This window comes from Bradyrhizobium sp. GW821-FHT12B03 (assembly GCF_058807535.1).
In genome coordinates, this window is the sequence record NZ_JBXAQU010000026.1 from 21497 (window position 1) to 39242 (window position 17746).

The 17746-nt window shown below is 65.8% G+C and carries 19 protein-coding genes; 12 read left to right on the plus strand and 7 right to left on the minus strand.

The genetic code is table 11. The features are described from left to right. Positions 1–8 precede the first annotated feature (8 nt). The 5 genes from AC1RUR_RS34455 to AC1RUR_RS34475 form a co-directional block, all read right to left on the minus strand. Positions 9–494: a cupredoxin domain-containing protein gene (locus AC1RUR_RS34455; protein ID WP_492852401.1), complete on the minus strand. Its 486-nt coding sequence runs from the start codon at positions 492–494 to the stop codon at positions 9–11. 8 nt (positions 495–502) lie between these two features. Further along, the gene (locus AC1RUR_RS34460) at positions 503–1840 is read right to left on the minus strand and encodes a multicopper oxidase family protein (protein WP_492852403.1); all 1338 of its coding nucleotides are present in this window, start codon (positions 1838–1840) and stop codon (positions 503–505) included. A gap of 13 nt (positions 1841–1853) precedes the next feature. After that, positions 1854–3275, minus strand: a complete 1422-nt coding sequence (locus tag AC1RUR_RS34465) for a TolC family protein (RefSeq protein WP_492852405.1) — start codon at positions 3273–3275, stop codon at positions 1854–1856. A gap of 9 nt (positions 3276–3284) precedes the next feature. Then, complete coding sequence (locus AC1RUR_RS34470) at positions 3285–3569, minus strand: hypothetical protein (RefSeq protein ID WP_492852407.1); 285 nt, start codon at positions 3567–3569, stop codon at positions 3285–3287. 77 nt (positions 3570–3646) lie between these two features. After that, entirely contained in the window at positions 3647–4090 is a 444-nt protein-coding gene (locus tag AC1RUR_RS34475; protein WP_492852409.1) for a hypothetical protein, read from the minus strand. Between the two features lie 227 nt (positions 4091–4317). Here AC1RUR_RS34475 and AC1RUR_RS34480 point away from each other — a divergent pair, with 227 nt between their 5' ends. Genes AC1RUR_RS34480 through AC1RUR_RS34520 form a run of 9 tightly spaced genes read left to right on the plus strand, consistent with a single transcriptional unit; the run spans position 4318 to position 12527 of the window. Continuing rightward, on the plus strand, positions 4318–5142 hold the full coding sequence (locus AC1RUR_RS34480) for a GntR family transcriptional regulator (RefSeq protein ID WP_492852411.1): 825 nt from the start codon (positions 4318–4320) through the stop codon (positions 5140–5142). A 51-nt stretch (positions 5143–5193) separates the two neighbouring features. Continuing rightward, on the plus strand, positions 5194–6363 hold the full coding sequence (locus AC1RUR_RS34485) for an ABC transporter substrate-binding protein (RefSeq protein ID WP_492852413.1): 1170 nt from the start codon (positions 5194–5196) through the stop codon (positions 6361–6363). Between the two features lie 23 nt (positions 6364–6386). Next, on the plus strand, positions 6387–7340 hold the full coding sequence (locus AC1RUR_RS34490) for a ferritin-like domain-containing protein (RefSeq protein ID WP_492852415.1): 954 nt from the start codon (positions 6387–6389) through the stop codon (positions 7338–7340). 13 nt (positions 7341–7353) lie between these two features. Further along, positions 7354–8277 (plus strand): hypothetical protein, encoded by a 924-nt coding sequence (locus AC1RUR_RS34495; protein ID WP_492852417.1) that lies wholly within the window; start codon positions 7354–7356, stop codon positions 8275–8277. A 5-nt stretch (positions 8278–8282) separates the two neighbouring features. Beyond that, positions 8283–9158, plus strand: coding sequence for a branched-chain amino acid ABC transporter permease (locus AC1RUR_RS34500; RefSeq protein ID WP_492852419.1), 876 nt, complete (start codon positions 8283–8285; stop codon positions 9156–9158). Positions 9159–9162: 4 nt separating this feature from the next. Further along, the gene (locus tag AC1RUR_RS34505; protein WP_492852421.1) at positions 9163–10200 is read left to right on the plus strand and encodes a branched-chain amino acid ABC transporter permease; all 1038 of its coding nucleotides are present in this window, start codon (positions 9163–9165) and stop codon (positions 10198–10200) included. Then, a complete protein-coding gene (locus AC1RUR_RS34510; protein WP_492852423.1) occupies positions 10197–10970 on the plus strand; it encodes an ABC transporter ATP-binding protein in 774 nt (257 codons plus the stop codon). Before AC1RUR_RS34505 ends, AC1RUR_RS34510 begins: the two co-directional genes overlap by 4 nt. Continuing rightward, positions 10963–11676: an ABC transporter ATP-binding protein gene (locus AC1RUR_RS34515; RefSeq protein ID WP_492852425.1), complete on the plus strand. Its 714-nt coding sequence runs from the start codon at positions 10963–10965 to the stop codon at positions 11674–11676. Before AC1RUR_RS34510 ends, AC1RUR_RS34515 begins: the two co-directional genes overlap by 8 nt. A gap of 2 nt (positions 11677–11678) precedes the next feature. Then, positions 11679–12527, plus strand: a complete 849-nt coding sequence (locus tag AC1RUR_RS34520; RefSeq protein ID WP_492852427.1) for an alpha/beta hydrolase — start codon at positions 11679–11681, stop codon at positions 12525–12527. A gap of 15 nt (positions 12528–12542) precedes the next feature. Here the strand turns inward: AC1RUR_RS34520 and AC1RUR_RS34525 are convergent, their stop codons facing one another. Next, positions 12543–12950 carry a DUF4864 domain-containing protein gene (locus tag AC1RUR_RS34525; protein WP_492852429.1) on the minus strand — a complete coding sequence of 136 codons (408 nt, stop codon included), beginning with the start codon at positions 12948–12950 and terminating at the stop codon, positions 12543–12545. A gap of 65 nt (positions 12951–13015) precedes the next feature. Next, a complete protein-coding gene (locus tag AC1RUR_RS34530) occupies positions 13016–13666 on the minus strand; it encodes a TetR/AcrR family transcriptional regulator (protein WP_492852431.1) in 651 nt (216 codons plus the stop codon). Between the two features lie 253 nt (positions 13667–13919). On the opposite strand from AC1RUR_RS34530, the gene AC1RUR_RS34535 reads away from it, so the two are divergent. From AC1RUR_RS34535 to AC1RUR_RS34545, 3 genes are read left to right on the plus strand one after another with little or no spacing between them, the layout of a single operon-like run. Continuing rightward, complete coding sequence (locus AC1RUR_RS34535; protein WP_008140891.1) at positions 13920–14417, plus strand: (2Fe-2S)-binding protein; 498 nt, start codon at positions 13920–13922, stop codon at positions 14415–14417. Beyond that, positions 14414–15469 (plus strand): FAD binding domain-containing protein, encoded by a 1056-nt coding sequence (locus AC1RUR_RS34540; protein ID WP_492852433.1) that lies wholly within the window; start codon positions 14414–14416, stop codon positions 15467–15469. The genes AC1RUR_RS34535 and AC1RUR_RS34540 overlap by 4 nt, the downstream gene beginning before the upstream one ends. Further along, positions 15462–17723 (plus strand): xanthine dehydrogenase family protein molybdopterin-binding subunit, encoded by a 2262-nt coding sequence (locus AC1RUR_RS34545; protein WP_492852435.1) that lies wholly within the window; start codon positions 15462–15464, stop codon positions 17721–17723. The genes AC1RUR_RS34540 and AC1RUR_RS34545 overlap by 8 nt, the downstream gene beginning before the upstream one ends. The last annotated feature ends 23 nt before the right edge of the window (positions 17724–17746 follow it).

Below are 17746 nucleotides of genomic sequence, written 5' to 3' on the forward strand. Positions count from 1 at the left end.
CCATTGCTTCAATTCACGGTGACGTGGCCGACCATGCCGTAGTCGCGATGGCCGGGGATCAGGCAGGAAAATTCGAACGTGCCTGATTTGGTGAACTTCCAGAGGACCTCGGCCGTCTTGTTCGGCGCGAGCCTGACACCGTTGGGCTCGTCGTGCTCCATGTGCGGATGCTTCTTCATCACCTCGGCATGGGCGAGATTCTCCTTTGTGGTGGCGAGCAGGAATTCATGGTCCTCCTTGCCGACATTGCGCAGCACGAAGCGGACCTGCTCGCCTTGTTTGACCTCGATCTTGGCGGGGGCGTAGTCCATCTCGTTCATCAGGATCTCGATGGTGCGCGCCGGCTTCTTGGGGTCGCCGGGCTCGCCGGCCGAAAAGGACTCATGCCCGTGCTGCTCGTGGGCAAAGGCCGGCGCGATCGAAAGCGTAGCCAGCGCGAGGGCGAGTTTGATCGTCTTCATCTTCAACTTCGTCTTCTCCAGTTGGTGGTTCATCGAGACGCTCACATCTTCATGTTCTTCATCGGAGGGGCGCTTCCTTTCTGTCGCGCCGGCTCTGCGGCCGGTGGCGTAACTTCGTAGGCGACGGTGCCTTGCGGGAATTTGTAGGGGCCGGGATCGCGGTAATCGTCCCGCGCGAGGCCTTCGCGGATCTTCATCACGGTGAACATGCCGCCCATCTCGATCGGGCCGAACTGGCCGGTGCCGGTCATCATCGGCAGCGTGTTGTCGGGCGCGGGCATCTCCATGTTGCCCATCGCCATGCCGGTCGAGCCCATCGCCATGGCATCCGGCGCGAGCTTGCCGACGGCCTTGGCGAGATCCTTGCGCGACACGCCGATCAGGGTGCGCACCTCGTGCCCCATCGAATTCATGGTGTGGTGCGACTTGTGGCAGTGGAACGCCCAGTCGCCGGGATTGTCGGCGAGCACGTCGAACACCCTGACAGCTCCGACAGGGACGTCGGTCGTCGTCTCGGGAATCTGCGCGCTCTCCGGAATCCAGCCGCCGTCGGTGCAGGTCACAGCGAAGCTGTGGCCGTGCAGATGGATCGGATGGTTGGTCATGCTGAGATTGCCGATGCGCACGCGCACCTTGTCGCCGAGCCGTACCGGCAGCGGATCGATCCCCGGAAACACCCGCGAATTCCAGGTCCACATGTTGAAATCGGTCATCTCGTTGACCTGCGGCAGATAGGAGCCGGGATCGACGCGGTAGGTGCTCATCACGAAGACGTAGTCGCGGTCGACGGAACGGAAGTCCGGATCGCGCGGATGCACGACGAACATGCCCATCATGCCCATCGCCATCTGCACCATCTCGTCGGAATGCGGGTGGTACATGAAGGTCCCGCTCTTCTTCATCGCGAACTCGTAGACGAAGGTCTTGCCCGGCTCGATGTGCGGCTGGTTCAGTCCGCCGACGCCGTCCATGCCGCTCGGCACGATCATGCCGTGCCAGTGCACCGTGGTGTATTCGGGCAGCTTGTTGGTGACGAAGATGCGGACCTTGTCGCCCTCGACGGCCTCGATGGTCGGACCGGGCGACTGGCCGTTATAGCCCCACAAATTCACCTTCATGCCTTCGGCGAACTCGCGCACCACGGGCTCGGCGACGAGGTGGAATTCCTTCCAGTCGCCGTTCATCCGGAACGGCAGCGACCAGCCGTTCAGCGTCACCACGGGGCGATAATCGGGGCCGCTGATGGGGTGCAGCGGCGGCTGCATCACCACCTTGTCCATGGTAGGCGCTTCCGGAATCGACGCGGCCTGGACGCGGCCGCTGATGGCTGACGCGCTGGCAAGCGCGGCAGTGCCCAAAAAACCTCGGCGGGAATACATGCTGGCCTCCATCTCAGTGACCGCCATCGGCAGGCGCTGCCGCGGCGATGGTGGTTGAAGTGTCGCCGCCGGAGGCCGGCGCGCCGCCGTTGACGGCGGTCTGCAAGTCGGACTGGGCGAGGAAGAATTTTTGCCTGGCGTCGATGGCGCCGCGCAGCGACGCCAGCCGCTGCCGCGCCTCGGTCAGCAGAGCAAAGATGTCGACTTGCATGCTGGAGAAGCGCAGCTGCATCTCCTCGGTGATGATCTTGCGCAAGGGAACGATCTCGCGCTGGTAGTGGCTGGCGATGTCGTAGGTCGAGCGATAGACACGATAGGCATCGCGCGCCTCCGAGCGAACGTTCACGGCCCGTTCGGTGAGGCGGTTGAAGGCGAGACTGTAAGTCTCGGCCGCCTGCCGCACCCGAACTTCGCCGCCGTCGAAGATCGGGATCTGGAACTGCACGTCGAAACCGCGCTCGCGGAACGGCGCGCCCTCGGGATCCTGGGTGCGGCGGGAGATGCCGGCGAGATCGAGCAGCGTCACGAAGCGCGTCGCCTCGGTGAGATTCAGCGCCTTCGCCAATGCCGTCAGCTCCATCCGCGCGATCTGCAGGTCGATGCGATGAGCAACCGCGTCGGCTTCGATCGAGGGCAGCGCCTGCGGCCGGCGCGGCAGCGGCGGCAACTGGTTGGGCAGACGGAAATCGAGGCCGTCGTCCCACAGCCCCATCAGGCGTGCGAGCCTTTCGCGTGCGCTGGTTGCCGATTGCCGCGCGGTTGCAAGATCGGCGGTGGTCTCGGCGTAAAACACCTGTTCGCGGGCCTGGTCGAGCTTGTTGATCGAGCCGGTCTCGCCGAGCTTGACCGCAAGCTGTGCGGTCGATTCCGCGGTCGCCTTCGCGTCCGTCAGCAGCACCACCATCTCGTTGCCGGCTACCGCGCCGACATAGGCGCGACGCACGTCTGCGGCGAGCCGCAGCGTCGCCAGTGCGGCACGCAATTGGGCCTGGCGGAAGCGCTCGCGGGCGATGTCGGAGCGGAATGGCAGGGTGGCCAGCGCCAGGATGTCGCCGACCACCTGACGCTCGATCTCGTTGGCGCCGTTGCCCGATATCCGCGAGACCGAGAAGACCGGATTGGGCGGCAGGCTCTGCTCCACCAGATCGGTCTCGGCCAGCGCCAGTTCGTTATAGGTTGCTTGCAGTCCCTTGTTGTTGAGCAGCGCGATCTGCACGGCAGCCTCTGCATTCAGCGTCCGCGACAGCAACTGGCGAACGCGCGCGTCGACAGCCGCGGCTCCCTCGGCCGTCCGCACGAAGGCGACGTCCTTGTTGATGGTCTGGCTGGTCAGGTCTGAAACCGCCGTCATGCCGCCGTCGGGCGAGAACGCGGCACAGCCGGAAACGCTGAGCGCGATCAGGACGAGCAGGCCCCGCGCAAAATGGTGTGTCATGGCGGGGTCCTACCGGTCTTGCTTCGGCTGCGGCGTGACGGCGTCGTTGCGGTCGCGCCATGGTGCCGGCGTCGCAGGCCGCCGGCTGGTGTAGGGCGCGATGGTCGACCGATAGCCGACTGGTGCGACCTTCGCCGCCGGATCGGCAGGATCGGCGTCAGCAACCTGTGTCGTTGCCGGCATGCAGCCGGACAGCGCCAACGCGATCACGGCCAGCAGTGGCCAATTCAATGGATAGTGTCGTCCACGCACCGCGGATGCGGCGGCGGACTTCGCCCCGGAAAGCGTCAACATGATTCATCCCTGATCTGTCGTAAGACCACAGGTTCGCGCGCGCGGATGCGCGTGCGGCCTGACGTCGTCGTGTCAGATCAGGCGATAGGGGGACGGTAGAGCCGGGGCGGCGCCTCGCTGTGCAGGCTGGCCACGATCTCGGGCGCGCAGGCGGAGATCGGCTGAAGCGGCGTGGCGAGGATGGGCAGATCGGCCGGCAGTGCGCTCACGCACATCATCGCGCAGCACGGGCTCACTGTTCCCTTGCCGTCATGATGATGCGAAGGGGGGGCGTCCTGTGCGGCGGTCTGGTGATGCGCGTGGGGGCCGGCGTGGTCATGCGGCACGCCGTCATGCATGTGGCCGGCCGACGTCTGGTGATGCGCCGGCACGAGGTCGGCGAGGACCGCGTCGTCGAAGCACGGTGCCGGACCGCTGCCCCAGGCAAGGCTTGCGGCCGGTGCGAGCACGCAGAACAGATAGGCGAGGGCGATGATCCGCCCCACCCTGATCCGCATCGATCGCGTCAATCGCAACAGCATTCCGCCGATAGGCTCCTCGCGCGGCAATGTTGCACACGCTGATTGCAAACTAATGGCAAAACGCGCATCCGCCTAGCCGTTCGTACGCAACCGGCTCCGCTTATCCAGCAAATCTGCGACCGCGCCCACACCAAAGTGACGCATGGCAGGACGGAAATTAACGCTTGCGCAATTGTATGGTTAGGCAGACAATCATTCAATAAAGGGCCGACGATGTGGTTGGTGCGATGCAGGACGTAGGCGAAAGCTTGCCGGTACTGGAGGCGGATTGGATCAATCCTCCGCTCGATCGTACGTCGCCGCTTCCGCTTTATGCTCAAATAAAACAAAGGCTTATCGGATCGATCCTGCGCTGGGAGCAGCCCGACCGGCGCTTTTTCTCGGACGAGCAGCTGTGCGAGATGTTCTGCGTAAGCCGGGACACAGTGCGCCAGGCGCTGTCCGAACTGGTTCGCGAAGGCATGCTCACCCGCAGCCGCGGGCTCGGCACCTTCGTTGCCGTCCGCAAGCTGGAAGAGCGGTTCGGTCCCGGCATGGACTTCATGCGGCAGTGGGAAGCTGCCGGCACGCCGATCCAGCCAACGCTTCTGGTTTTCGAGCGATGCGGCGCTGACGACCAGATCGCCGCCGCGCTGGAGGTCGAGATCGGCGCACGCGTTCTCTTCATCAAGCGTACCCGCGCCGCGGCGCGCGTACCCGTCGCCATCGACTATCGCTACCTGCCTGCCGATCTCGTTGACGACTGGGATGAAAGCGCGGCGCTCGCTTCGCCGCTTCATCTCTTGTGGCAGCGCGTCGAGCTTCGCACCGGCGACTTCGGCATCGAGGCCGGCGTCGCGGGCCCCGAGGAGGTTGAATACCTGCATCTTGCCGCCGGCGCGCCGGTGCTGACGCGCACGCTGCGCTACCGCGACGCGACCGGCCGTCTGGTGATGGCGGGCCACACCGTCCATCGCGGCGACCTCGTGCGCTACTCGCTGAGCATGCCGCTCTCGCGCGACGGCAAGGCGCCCGCGGGCGAGATCGACAAGAGTGGCGTGCATGACGATTGAACGACGGGCAGCGGGCCGCCGCAAGGCGCCCAATTCGAGTGGAGGGGTATCGTGAATTTTGACCGGCGCAACTTCCTGCAATTCATGGGCGGCACGGCATTGGCCGCAACGGGCGCGCGGACCGGCTGGGCGGCGGACGAGCCGCTGCGCGTCGGCTCGATCCTCTCGGTCACCGGGGCCGCCGCGTTCCTCGGCGAGGACATGAAGGCCGGCCTCCAGCTCGCTGTCGACGAGATCAACGCCGCGGGCGGTATCGGCGGCCGCAAGATCGCCTGGACCTTCTACGACGCCGAGAGCCAGACCCAGAAGGCGATCTCGGCGACGAAGCGCCTGATCAGCCAGGACAAGGTCGAGCTCATCCTCAGCGGCGGCAACATGAGCGGCATCGCGCTCGCGATGGCGCCGATGGCGGAATCCGCCGGCATTCCCTTCATCTCGAGCGAGGGCGCGCTCGCCATCGTCACGCCGGTCACCGAGCGTAAATGGGTGTTCAAGAGCACGGTCGACGACGAGGACGTGCTCGAGCGCATCGCCGATTACTTCGCCAAGAAGAACATCAAGAAGGTGGCGCTGATCGCCGATACCAGCGGTTTCGGCCAGGGCGCGGTCACGCAGATGAAGAAGGTCGGTCCTCGCCGCAGTCTCGACGTCTCCTACGAGTCGTTCGATCCCGCCGACACCGACATGATGCCGCAGCTCACCCGCATCCGCGACAGCGGGGCAGAGGCGATCATCTGCTGGACCGTGACGCCCGCCGGCGTCGTATTCCTGAAGCAGGCACAGCAGCTCGGCCTCGACAGCCGCACGCTGGTCCACAGCTACGGCTTCGTCTCGTCCCACTACATGACGCTGGCCGGCGACGCCGCGAAATCGGTGCTGCTGGCGAGCCTGAAATTTCCGGTCGGCGAGCAGCTTCCGGACAGCGATCCGCTCAAGGCCGGCATTCTCCGGCTGTTCCGTTCCTATCAGGCGCGCTTCAACCGCGCGGCCAGCCTCTATGCCGCGGAATCCTACGACGCTGCGATGCTGGCGAAGGAAGCGCTGGGCAAGGTCGGCGGCGACGTCTCCAAGCTTCCGCAGGGCATGGAGCAGGTCAAGAATTTCGCCGGGATGAGCGGCGTGTTCAGCTTCTCGCCGGAGCGCCACTCCGGCCTGTCGAAGAAGGACATCGTGCTGATCAACTGGCGCGACGGCCGTTTCAACCTCGCCGACTACGAATAGGCCAAAACAGGAGGGAGGATGCCATGGCACTCTCACGTGATATGTCGCAAGATCAGGCTTTCGAAATGGTGCAGACCCTGCTCGATGCGCCCGAAAGCCGTTTCCCGCTGACTTTCAACTCGGATCTGCCGCGAATTCGCGAGCTGTTCCATGCAGCGACGCGCAACCAGTGGGATCCGAAGACCGACGTCGACTGGGATCAGCTCAAGCCGGAGAGTTATACGGAAGAGCAGCGCTATGCGGCGCGGCTCTACTGGAGCCGTCGCGCCTGGAGCGAGTACGGCGCGATCTCGGAGAGCCCCTCGCTCCAGCTCCGCTTCGGCCTGGAGAACCGTCCCTCCGACATGCAGCTCTTCTTCACCATCCGCTCCCAGGAAGAGGCGCGCCACGCCGAGGTCTGTCACACCATGGCGGAGAAGCTCGGCGGCTACATCGAGAAGCCGGTGCAGCAATTGTTCGAGGGATCGGTGTCGACCCACGGCGTGCGTCGCGCGACCCTGAATGCGGACGTTCCGCTCGAGGGCATCATCGCGGCGCTGGTCTGCACCGCCGAGGAGATCGCCTTCGACGTGTTCAAGCATCTCGACGACGTGACGCGCGATCCCGTCGCCAGACAGATCGTCCGCTTCATCATGCGAGATGAATCGCGCCACTGCGCCTTCGGCTGGTATTTCCTCGAGGCGATCTGCGAGACGCTGACGCCGGAGCAGAAGAAGATGATCGAGAATTCGGTCATCACCATGATGGAGAAGGTCGAGCTCAACGGCTACCATTCGAGCTGGCTCGCGCCGGAGAACCCGGCCTCGCGGGCCGAGGTCGAAGCCGACCGCATCACCTACGAAGCCGGGCTCGGCTCCACGGTGGAAGAAGCCGAGAAGCCGGTGTTCGTCGCGACAGTGCAGCGCATCCGCGACCAGATGAAGCCGCTCGGCATCGATCTGCCGCCGTTCCATCACGACAAGCTTGGGGCGATCTGACGTGCAGAGGGCCATGCATCAGGTCAAGCCGACCTTGCCGCCGTCACGGCTGCTGATCGAGCGGCGTTTTCCGCTCGAGATGAACGTGACGCTCCCGGAGATCCGGGAGCTCTACGATACCGGCAAGGCCGGGCGCTGGAATCCGCATCGCGACGTCGACTGGACGGCGCTGGACCCCGCGCAATATGACGAGCCGGTGCGGCAGGCGGCGCGGCGCAGCTGGAGCCGCAGGCTCTGGGTCGAGGCGACCGGTCTTACCGAGACGCCCGCGCTGTTGATGCGGTTTTGCATGGAGATCGGCCGCGAGATCGACCCGAAATTCTATCTCACGGTCCGCAATACCGAAGAGGCCTGGCACGTCGAGTGTTTCGACAGGCTTGCCGAGGCATTTGGCGGACGGATCGCCTCACCGGCCGACCGCGCCTATGAGGCCACCTTCAACCGCAATCTGCACCGGCGTGCGATGGATGCGGGACAGAACCTCGACAGCTACGTGGCGTCGTTCGCGGCGTTCGAGGACGGCCTCGAACTCGAGCTCTGCCGCACCTGGCGTACCCACGCCACCAATCCCACCGTCAAGGCCGTGCTCGACCGCGTCATCATCGACAAGGAGCGTCACGCTGCGTTTGGCTGGCTTTATCTCGACTCGCGCGCGCCGCATTGGAGCGCCAGAGATCGGGCGCTGATTGCCGACGAATTGACTGCGCATGTCCGCGAAACCGAGCTGAAAGGATATCACTGCCCCTGGCTCGCGCCGGAACATGCGGCGGTCGAGGCCGAGGCCGATGCGCTGACCGCTTCGACCGGTCTCGGTGGCGCGCCGCGCGCGGCAGAGGAGGATGCGCTGGCGAACTATGCCGCGAATGCGCGGGCCAAGCTCGCGGAGCTTGGAATTGCCTTGCCCCTGTTCGAGTCCAACCGCATGCGGACGTTCTGAGGGCCATGACGACTGCCGTCCTCCAACTGCTCGTCGCCGGGATAGGCACCGGCAGCATCTATGCGCTGATCGCCCTCGGATTCAACGTCGTGTTCAAGAGCACGGGAGCGATGAATTTTGCGCAAGGCGAATGGGTGGTGATGGGCGGGATGATCTCTGCGCTGCTGTTTGCGGCGACGAGCAATATCGGGCTCGCCTGCGCTCTTGCGGTGGTCATCGTGATCATGGTCGGGATCGTGTCGGAACGACTGGTGATCTGGCCGTTGCGGCGCCCGAACACGCTCCTGATCACGCTCGTCAGCATCGGGCTCGCGATCTGCACGCGCAGCCTGGTCATGCTGGTGCTCGGCAAGAAGCCGGTCGGCTATCCCGGCTTCTCGCAGGTGCCGACGCTGGTGGTGGGCGGCGTCGCGGTGCAGACGCAGACGCTGTGGATCATCGGCCTGACGATCGCCTTCCTAGTCGCGATGCATCTGTTCTTCGAGCGCAGCATGCTCGGCAAGGCGCTGCGTGCGGCGGCGGCCGATCGCGACGCGGCGGCCATTGTCGGGGTGCGCGTCGAGACCACGGTGATGCTCTCGTTCGCGATCGCCGCCTTTGCCGGTGCGCTCGCCGGTGCAATCATCACGCCGCTGACGCTGTCCTCCTACGATCAGGGCGCCATGTTCGGCTTCAAGGGATTCAGTGCCGCGATGCTCGGTGGCGTCGGCAGCCTGCCGGGCGCGGTGGTCGGCGGGCTCGCCCTCGGCCTCCTCGAGGCGTTCGGCAGCTTCTACATCTCCTCCGATTTCAAGGACGCGATCGCCTTTACCGTACTGCTCCTCATCCTGTTTGCGCGTCCCTCCGGCCTGCTTGGCCGCGCCGACGTGGTCAAGGTCTGACCGGATGGTCCAGGCCCGCGCCAAACCCGCTTCGTTGTCGTCAGCTCCGCTCGAGGCGGTATCGCAGCCTCTGCGGCAGCCGTCCCGCGCGACCAGCGGCCTGTCGGATCATCGGCTCCTGCTGATCGTGTGGCTCGCGCTGCTGGTGGTGCCGTTGGTGGCGCCGAATGCCTATTTCGTCTCGCTCGCCAACATGATGCTGATCAATCTCATCCTGATTGCAAGCCTGAACCTCCTGATGGGCTATGGCGGACAGATTTCGCTCGGCCATGCCGGGTTCTACGGGCTCGGCGCCTATGTCAGTGGTGTGCTTGGCGTGAAGCTTGGACTGAGCGCGTGGATTGGCCTGCCGGCCGCGGCGCTGTTCACGGGTCTCGCGGCGCTGATCATCGGTATTCCGGCACTGCGCCTGCGCGGACTCTATCTGTCGATGGCGACACTCGGCTGGAACGCCATCCTGGTGGTGTTGTTCAATCGGCTGATCGACGTGACCGGCGGCCCCAACGGCCTGTTGGGCGTGCGCCCGTTCGCGGTCGGCGGCTTCGCGCTCGACAACGACATGCGCCAGTTTCCGCTGGTCTGGCTGGTGTCGCTGCTGGTTATGCTCGCCGTCCTCAACCTGCTGCGCTCGCGCATCGGCCGCGCCTTGCGCGCCGTCGCGACCAACGAACTTGGCGCGGACGCCGTCGGCATCGACAGCTTTCGCACCAAGCTTCTGGTCTTCGTCCTTTCCGCCGGCATGGCCGGGATTGCCGGCAGCCTCTATGTCCATGTCAACCAGTTCGCTTCGCCGGAGACGTTCAGCGTCTCCAATTCGATCCTGCTGGTCGTGATGGTCGCGATCGGCGGCAGCGGATTATATTGGGGCCCGCTGTTCGGTGCGTTGATCTACACCGCTGTGCCGCCGCTGCTGCTCGAATACGAAGACGCCGAGCTGATGCTGTTCGGCTTGGCGATGCTGGTCGTGCTGATCGCGTCCCCGACGGGGATCGCGGGATTGCCGACGATCCTGCGACGCCGGCTCGCAAGGGGGCGGACATGACCGCGCCCCTGCTGCGCACCCAGGCGCTGAACTGCTACTTCGACGGCTTGCGCGCCGTCGCCGACCTCAGCTTCGAGGTCCGTCCCGGCGAGATCAAGGCGGTGATCGGACCCAACGGCGCTGGCAAGAGCACGCTGTTCAACATGATCGCGGGCGTGACCCGCCCGACCTCGGGCCAGATCTTCTTCGATGGCATCCGCATCGACGCCATGCCGACCTTTCGCCGCGCCAGACTCGGCATCGCCCGTACCTTCCAGAACCTCCAGATATTCCGCGAGATGACGGTGCTCGAGAACGTCATGACCGGCCGCCACATGCACGGTCGCGCCGGCGTCGTCGGTGCGCTGCTGCACGGCCCGTCGCTGCGTGCGGAGAACCGGGCGATGGCGGATGCCGCAATGGACCTGCTGGCGCGCTTCGAACTCGACGGCAAGGCGGATGTGCTGGCCGGCGATCTCGGCTTCGGCCAGATGAAGGTGCTGGAGCTTGCGCGCGCGCTCGCAAGCGAGCCGAGGCTTCTATTGCTCGATGAACCCGCGGCCGGGCTGCCGCAGGCGGAGGCCGAGCATATCGGCAAGATCATCTCCGCGCTCAACCGTGACGGCATGACGGTGCTGCTGGTCGAGCACAACATGCGCATGGTGATGTCGCTCTCTCACGACATTCTCGTGCTCAACAATGGCGTGCGGATCGCCGAAGGCGATGCCGACAGCGTGCGCCGCCATCCCGATGTGCTCGCGGCCTATCTTGGGGAGGGCGAGCATGCTTGAGGTCGTGGGCCTGTCGGCCGGCTACGGACACGTCTCCGTGCTGCACAACATTTCGCTGCGTGTCGAGTCGGGCCAGTCGGTTTGCCTGATCGGCGCCAACGGCGCCGGGAAGACCACGCTGCTGCGCTGCCTCGCCGGGCTGTTGTGGCCGAGCAGCGGGCAGATTCGGGTCGAAGGCAACGATATCGCCGGGCGGTCGGCCTCTACGCGGCTCGATTTCGGGGTAACGCTGGTGCCGGAAGGCCGCCGCGTCTTTGCGCCGATGAGCGTGCGCGAGAATCTCGAAATGGGCGCGTTCCGACGGCTGTGGCCGCGGCGCGACCGCAAGGTCGAAGCCGACATGGATGCCGTCTTCGACATGTTTCCACGCTTGCGCGAGCGGCAGAGCCAGCCGGCGGGGCTGCTCTCGGGCGGCGAGCAGCAGATGCTGGCGATCGGACGTGCGCTGATGTCGCGGCCGCGCCTGCTGCTGCTCGACGAGCCGTCCATGGGGCTCGCACCCCGCGTCGTGCAGGACATCTTCGCCATCATCCGGCGGCTCAATCAGCAGGGCATCTCGATCCTGCTCGCCGAGCAGAACGCCAACATGGCGCTGCAAAGCGCCGGCTGGGGTTACGTCATCGCGGAAGGCGAGATTGTGCGCGAGGCGGAGAGCGCCGCGCTCGCGCGCGATCCGATCATACGCACCGCCTATCTCGGACTCTGATCATGCATTCTGGAAACGAAATCCTGCACGGCATCGATGACTGGCTCGAAGCGCAATATGCGCTCCGCAACCGTCACCCCGAGCGGGAGGACATCTACCGCGATCACCAGCAGCGCAGCGCCGCACTGCGTGCGACGGGGAATTGCCGGCTCGACGTTCGTTATGGCGGCGGGCCGCGCTGTTTGCTTGACGTGTTTCCGGCGGGCGAGGGCGCGCCCGTGTTCTTCTTCATCCATGGCGGCTATTGGCGCGCGCTGGACAAGTCCTACGTCTCCTTCATCGCCGAGCCCTATCGAAACGCCGGCATGACGGTGGTGATGCCGACCTACGATCTGGTGCCGGAGGTGCGCGTCGGCGGTATCGTCGAGCAGATTCGCCTCGCCCTTACCTGGACGCTGGGCCATCTGAGGCCGGCCCGCGTGGTCGTCGCCGGGCACTCTGCCGGCGGTCAGTTGGCGGCGATGCTCGCGTTGGATCAGGCCGAGAGAGGCCTGGGGCGCATCGCCGGCCTGGTTGGTGTCAGCGGTGCCTTCGATCTGCGTCCGCTGCTCAAGACCTCGATCAACCGTGACCTGACGCTGTCGGCCGAGGAGGCCGAGGCGGAGAGCCCGCTCCTGCGGCTCCATCGCCTGCCCAAGCAGGCCAGCCTGGTGCCGCTGCTCGGTGTCGTCGGCGGCGACGAGACCGCGGGATTCAAGCGCTGGACCTCGGATCTGGTTTCCGGCTGGCGCGAACGGGGCATGGAGGCCGAGTATTGCGAGATCGCCGGTTGCAATCATTTCACGGTGCTCGACCGGATCGCGGAGGTCGATGGGAACGTCCTGCGCGCTGTGACCGCAATGGTCGCCTGACACGAAAGTGCCTGCTCACACCTCCCGTCCCACCTTCAGCAACGAGCAACCGGTGATCTTGTAGCTGCCGTCGCCCTGCTGCTCCAGCGTGTACAGCGCTTCCCAGGCTTCGCCATTGGCGTCAACGATATGGACCTGCTGGGAGATCCAGCTGCCTTCGCTCTTGCTCTCGCCAAACTCAAAACTCTTGTGGCGGTAGACCGGTGCGTAGCCGTTCTGCACCATGGACATGAAGATGTCGGGCGCGGGGAATATCTCCCTGATTGCCGGCGCGGCATGGGAATAGGCTGCGGCCGCATCGTCACGCGCAAAAGCCTGTTCCTGGGCGCGGATGACGCCCTGCGCCGCCGTGACGTCGCCGGCGAATACTGGAGCGGCACTGAGGGTGATGATGAAGGCGACGAGCAAGGCGGCAATGCGCATGACAGGCTCCGCGTTGAAATCCCGGCGGTGCTGATCCTAGCACGCCCATGGGACATACGGGCGTGCTATCGCTTCCGTTTCACCGCCGGTTTCGCGGGCCTGGCTGTGCGAACCTTGGTCTTGGGGCCGGGCTTGCCGGCTGGCTGCACCCGCAGCCCGTCGACGAACACGTCGAGCATGCGCAGCACCGAGGATTGCCAGCCGGGCTGGTCGTGCATGTAGCACATGCCGAAGAACGCGCGCAGCAAGTCCTCGGGACTGACGTCCGCGCGCATCGCGCCGGCCCCGGCTGCGCGATCGAGAAGCGAGCCGATCGCCTTGGTCAGGCGCTCGAAGGAAAAGGCATGCAACTCCGACCCGCTCTGCACCGCGAGTGCCAAGGCTGCCACCATGCCCTTCTTGGTGGCAACGAATTCGACCCCTGAGCGCAGCCAGCGCCTGAGCGCGTCGACCGGGTCCCTGGCGTTCTTCAACTGCTCAGCGAGCTCGCTGAGCTGCTCGACCTCGCGCCGGTACACCGCCTCGAACAGATCCTCGCGCGTCGGGAAATGCCGATAGAGCGTGCCGATGCCGACGCCGGCGCGTTTGGCCACGGCCTCGAGGCTCGCCTCGGGGCCGCCCGCGTTGAACACGACCTTCGCGGCCTCGAGCACGCGTTCGCGATTGCGCACGGCATCGGCGCGGGGTTTGCGAATCTGGTCGGTGTGGTCGTCCATATCAGGCAATGTAGATCACGAATTGGTTAGATTGAACCCTTGCAATGAACCCCTGGCCAGCTGCATCGCGTTGTCTGCGCATGGGCTTTTGACGAATTCCAAATATTTTTCGGCGGCCCTTGTTAAGCGGAGGGTGCCTCCGTATCTTCGCATGGATGTTGGCCGGGTTCCGCCTGGCCGGCGCATGTCGACGGCGGCCACGGCGGTGGCGCGCCGCGCGATCACTCATGTCCATATCTGATCGGAGCCTTGTATGAACCACTCCATCAGCCTCACCGTGAACGGTGCGCGGCGCGACTTCGTCCTCGACGATCCGCGCGTCACGCTGCTCGATCTCCTGCGTGAGCGCCTCCATCTCACCGGAACCAAGAAGGGATGCGACCGCGGCCAGTGCGGCGCCTGTACCATTCTCGTCGACGGCAAGCGCATCAATTCCTGCCTCGCGCTCGCCATCAGCCATGACGGCGCCGACATCCTCACCATCGAAGGCGTTGCGCGCGGCGACCAGCTTCATCCCGTGCAGGCCGCCTTCATCGCCCATGACGGCTTTCAGTGCGGCTTCTGCACGCCTGGCCAGATCATGAGCGCGATCGGCATGATGCAGGAGGCGCAGGCCGGCAACGATCCCGAACGCATCCGCGAATGCATGAGCGGCAATCTCTGCCGCTGTGGCGCCTATGCCGGCATCGTCGATGCCGTGCTCGAAGCGCAGGCCGGCATGGACGAATCCAATCAGAGGCGCTCCGCATGAAGCAGTTCGATTATGTCAGGCCGGCCACGGTCGCCGAGGCCGTTGCCGCCGCCGCGCAGCCGGGCGCGGTCTATCTTGCCGCCGGTACCAATTTGCTCGATCTGATGAAGGGCGGCGTCAGCCGACCGGATCGCCTGGTCGATGTCACGCATCTCGACGGACTCGATCAGATCGAGACTCTTCCCGACGGGGCGTTGCGCATCGGCGCGCTGGTGAGCAACGCCGATCTCGCACATGACGCAAACTTCGCAAGATCCTACCCGGCCGTCGCCGAAGCGCTTCTGTCGGGAGCGTCCGCGCAGCTGCGCAATGCCGCGACCGTCGGCGGCAATCTGCTGCAACGGACGCGCTGTGCTTACTTCTACGACACCGCCAGCCGCTGCAACAAGCGCGAGGCTGGCTCTGGCTGCGACGCGCGGGAGGGCGAGAACCGTACCCATGCCGTGCTCGGCTGGAGCGAGAGCTGCATCGCCACGCATCCGTCCGACTTCTGTGTGCCGCTCGTCGCGCTCGATGCCGTCGTCGAGATCGAGGGCAAGAAAGGCCGTCGGGAGATCGCGCTCGACGAACTGCATCGCCTGCCCGGCAGCACGCCCGAGCGCGACTCGGCCCTCGAAGCCGGCGACCTCATCGTCGCGGTGCGCCTGCCGTCTGCGGCGCGCAGCTTTGCCACACATGCCCGCTACCTCAAGGTTCGTGAACGCACCTCTTACGCCTTCGCCGTCGTCTCGGCCGCCGCTGCGTTGCGGATCGAGAACGGCAAGATCGCGGAGGCGCGGCTCGCGCTCGGCGGCGTGGCCGCAAAGCCCTGGCGTGCTCGGGCTGCGGAAGACGTGCTCAAGAATGTCGCGCCCACGGCCGACGCCTTCCAGGAGGCTGCCTGGCGTGCGCTCTCGGATGCAAAACCGTCCGGTGACAACGCCTTCAAGATCGAGCTCGCGCGCCGCATCGTCGTGCGCGCGCTGACCCTCGCGGCCGCCGGCACACCGGCGCGCCTGCCGGCGCTGCCGGCCTCTCCCTTTGCCTCGACCTCCGGAGCCCTCCATGTCTGAGCTCAATCTCACCGGCGCGCCCGCCCATCTGCGCCACGGCTCGAGCATCGGCCAGCCGCTGACCCGCCGCGACGGCATTCTCAAGGTCAAGGGGCAGGCAACCTATGCTGCCGATAACCATCCGTCCGGCATGCTGTTTGCGGTGATGGCGGTGTCCAGCATCGCCCATGGCCGCGTGACCTCGTTCGACGTCGCCGCCGCCAAGCGTCATCCCGGCGTCGTCGACGTCATGACACCGGACCACAAGCCGCCGCTCGCGATCGATCCCGAGATCAAGACCAATCCGTTCGTGTTCCGGATGGAGGTGCTGCAGAGCAACGAGGTCCGCTACGCCAACCAGCCGATTGCCGTCGTGATCGCCGAAACACTGGAGGCCGCGACGGAAGGCGCGGCGCTGCTGGCGCCGCGCTACGAGGCGCTGCCTGCGCTCGTCGGGCTCGACGCCGGTGAAAGCTTCGTGCCGCCGGTCGTTGGCGTCGGCAATCCCACTGAAAACCGCCTCGGCGATGTCGAGGCAGGCCTTGCCGCGGCCGAGAAGCAGATCGACGCGATGTACGAGACGCCGCCGCAATATCATAACGCCATGGAGCCGCATGCGATCGTGGCCGCCTGGGACGGCGACAATGTGCAAATCGACATGCCGACCCAGGGTCTCATGCTGTCGCTCGCGCGCGTTGCCGAGCTGTTCGGTATCGCGCATGACAAGATTCACATCCGCAGCCCCTTCCTCGGCGGCGGCTTCGGCTCCAAGGGATTGATGGCGGGTCCGCCGGTGCTCGGCATCATGGCCGCCAAGCTCGTCGGCCGTCCCGTGAAGCTCGTGCTGCGCCGTGAGCAGATGTACGGCCCGGTCGGCCATCGCGCGCCGACGCGTCAGCGCCTCCGCATCGGTGCCGACGGCGAGGGGCGCCTGACCGCGCTCGATCATCACGCCCGGACCGTGTCGAGCACGTTCGACGATTTCTACGAGCCCGCCGCCGATGCCTCGCACACGCTCTATGCGGCACCTGCGATCCGAACCTCGCATGATGCCGTGCGCGTCAACACCGGCACGCCGCTGTTCATGCGCGCGCCCGGCGAGGCGACGGGTTCGATCGCGCTTGAAAGCGCGATCGACGAGATGGCCTGGGCCTGCGGCATCGATCCGCTCGCCTTTCGCCTGAAGAACTACGCCGAGGTCGAGCCGATCACCGGAAAGCCGTTCTCATCCAAGGCACTGCGTGCCTGCTACGAGCAGGGCGCCGCGCGCTTTGGCTGGGCCAAGCGTTCGCTCCAGCCGCGGCAGATGCGCGACGATGCCGGTCTTCTGGTCGGCTGGGGTATGGGTACCGCGACTTTCCCGGCGCTGATGTTCCAGGCGGAAGCGCGCGCTGCGATCCGCCGTGACGGGAGCGGCGCCATGGAGATCGGCGCGCATGACATGGGGCAGGGCGCATGGACGGCGCTCGCCCAGATCGCGGCCGATGCCGTCGGCCTCGATATCGACCGCGTCGCGTTCAAGGCAGGGACATCGGATCTGCCAGATGCCGGCATTGCCGGCGGTTCGGCGCACACGGCGACCGCGGGTGCCGCGATCCACAGCGCCGGCGCGGCCGTGATCGCAAAGCTCGCCGACCTCGCGACGAATGACGAGCGCTCGCCGCTGTTCGGTGCCGGCAATGCCGGCGTGGTCGCGCGGGACGGCAGGCTGATCCGGCGTGATGACGAGAGTCGCGGCGAGGGCTATGCCGAGATCCTTGCGCGCGCGGGCGTTGCCGAGGTCGAAGCCCGCGGCACCGGCGCGCCGAACCCCGCGGCGATGGAAGAGTATGCGATGCACGCCCATGGCGCGGTGTTCGCGGAGGTGAAGGTCGATCCCGAGCTCGGCCAGGTCCGCGTCACCCGCATGGTCGGCGCCTTCGCCGCGGGACGTATCGTCAATCCGCATCTGGTGAAGAGCCAGCTGTTCGGCGGCATGATCTGGGGCATGTCCTTCGCGCTGCACGAGGAAGCCATCACCGACCGCCGCAGCGGCCGGATCATGAACGCCAATCTCGGCGAGTACCACATCCCCGTGAACGCGGACGTCCCGCCGCTCGACGTGATCACGGTCGAGGAGCACGATCCGCACGTCAATGCGCTCGGCATCAAGGGCGTCGGTGAGATCGGCATCACCGGCAGTGCCGGCGCGGTCGCCAATGCCGTCTGGCATGCGACCGGTGTGCGGGTGCGCCGCTTTCCGGTCCGGATCGAGGAATTGCTGATGCAGTCCTGAGCGCTGCGGCGATGTCGAATGAG

Excerpts from the sequence above, each read along its gene's own strand:
- AC1RUR_RS34455 (WP_492852401.1), bottom strand. The coding sequence starts at position 494 with ATGAACCACCAACTGGAGAAGACGAAGTTGAAGATGAAGACGATCAAA.
- AC1RUR_RS34460 (WP_492852403.1), bottom strand. The coding sequence starts at position 1,840 with ATGTATTCCCGCCGAGGTTTTTTGGGCACTGCCGCGCTTGCCAGCGCG.
- AC1RUR_RS34465 (WP_492852405.1), bottom strand. The coding sequence starts at position 3,275 with ATGACACACCATTTTGCGCGGGGCCTGCTCGTCCTGATCGCGCTCAGC.
- AC1RUR_RS34470 (WP_492852407.1), bottom strand. The coding sequence starts at position 3,569 with ATGTTGACGCTTTCCGGGGCGAAGTCCGCCGCCGCATCCGCGGTGCGT.
- AC1RUR_RS34475 (WP_492852409.1), bottom strand. The coding sequence starts at position 4,090 with ATGCTGTTGCGATTGACGCGATCGATGCGGATCAGGGTGGGGCGGATC.
- AC1RUR_RS34480 (WP_492852411.1), top strand. The coding sequence starts at position 4,318 with ATGCAGGACGTAGGCGAAAGCTTGCCGGTACTGGAGGCGGATTGGATC.
- AC1RUR_RS34490 (WP_492852415.1), top strand. The coding sequence starts at position 6,387 with ATGGCACTCTCACGTGATATGTCGCAAGATCAGGCTTTCGAAATGGTG.
- AC1RUR_RS34495 (WP_492852417.1), top strand. The coding sequence starts at position 7,354 with ATGCATCAGGTCAAGCCGACCTTGCCGCCGTCACGGCTGCTGATCGAG.
- AC1RUR_RS34500 (WP_492852419.1), top strand. The coding sequence starts at position 8,283 with ATGACGACTGCCGTCCTCCAACTGCTCGTCGCCGGGATAGGCACCGGC.
- AC1RUR_RS34505 (WP_492852421.1), top strand. The coding sequence starts at position 9,163 with ATGGTCCAGGCCCGCGCCAAACCCGCTTCGTTGTCGTCAGCTCCGCTC.
- AC1RUR_RS34510 (WP_492852423.1), top strand. The coding sequence starts at position 10,197 with ATGACCGCGCCCCTGCTGCGCACCCAGGCGCTGAACTGCTACTTCGAC.
- AC1RUR_RS34515 (WP_492852425.1), top strand. The coding sequence starts at position 10,963 with ATGCTTGAGGTCGTGGGCCTGTCGGCCGGCTACGGACACGTCTCCGTG.
- AC1RUR_RS34520 (WP_492852427.1), top strand. The coding sequence starts at position 11,679 with ATGCATTCTGGAAACGAAATCCTGCACGGCATCGATGACTGGCTCGAA.
- AC1RUR_RS34525 (WP_492852429.1), bottom strand. The coding sequence starts at position 12,950 with ATGCGCATTGCCGCCTTGCTCGTCGCCTTCATCATCACCCTCAGTGCC.
- AC1RUR_RS34530 (WP_492852431.1), bottom strand. The coding sequence starts at position 13,666 with ATGGACGACCACACCGACCAGATTCGCAAACCCCGCGCCGATGCCGTG.
- AC1RUR_RS34535 (WP_008140891.1), top strand. The coding sequence starts at position 13,920 with ATGAACCACTCCATCAGCCTCACCGTGAACGGTGCGCGGCGCGACTTC.
- AC1RUR_RS34540 (WP_492852433.1), top strand. The coding sequence starts at position 14,414 with ATGAAGCAGTTCGATTATGTCAGGCCGGCCACGGTCGCCGAGGCCGTT.
- AC1RUR_RS34545 (WP_492852435.1), top strand. The coding sequence starts at position 15,462 with ATGTCTGAGCTCAATCTCACCGGCGCGCCCGCCCATCTGCGCCACGGC.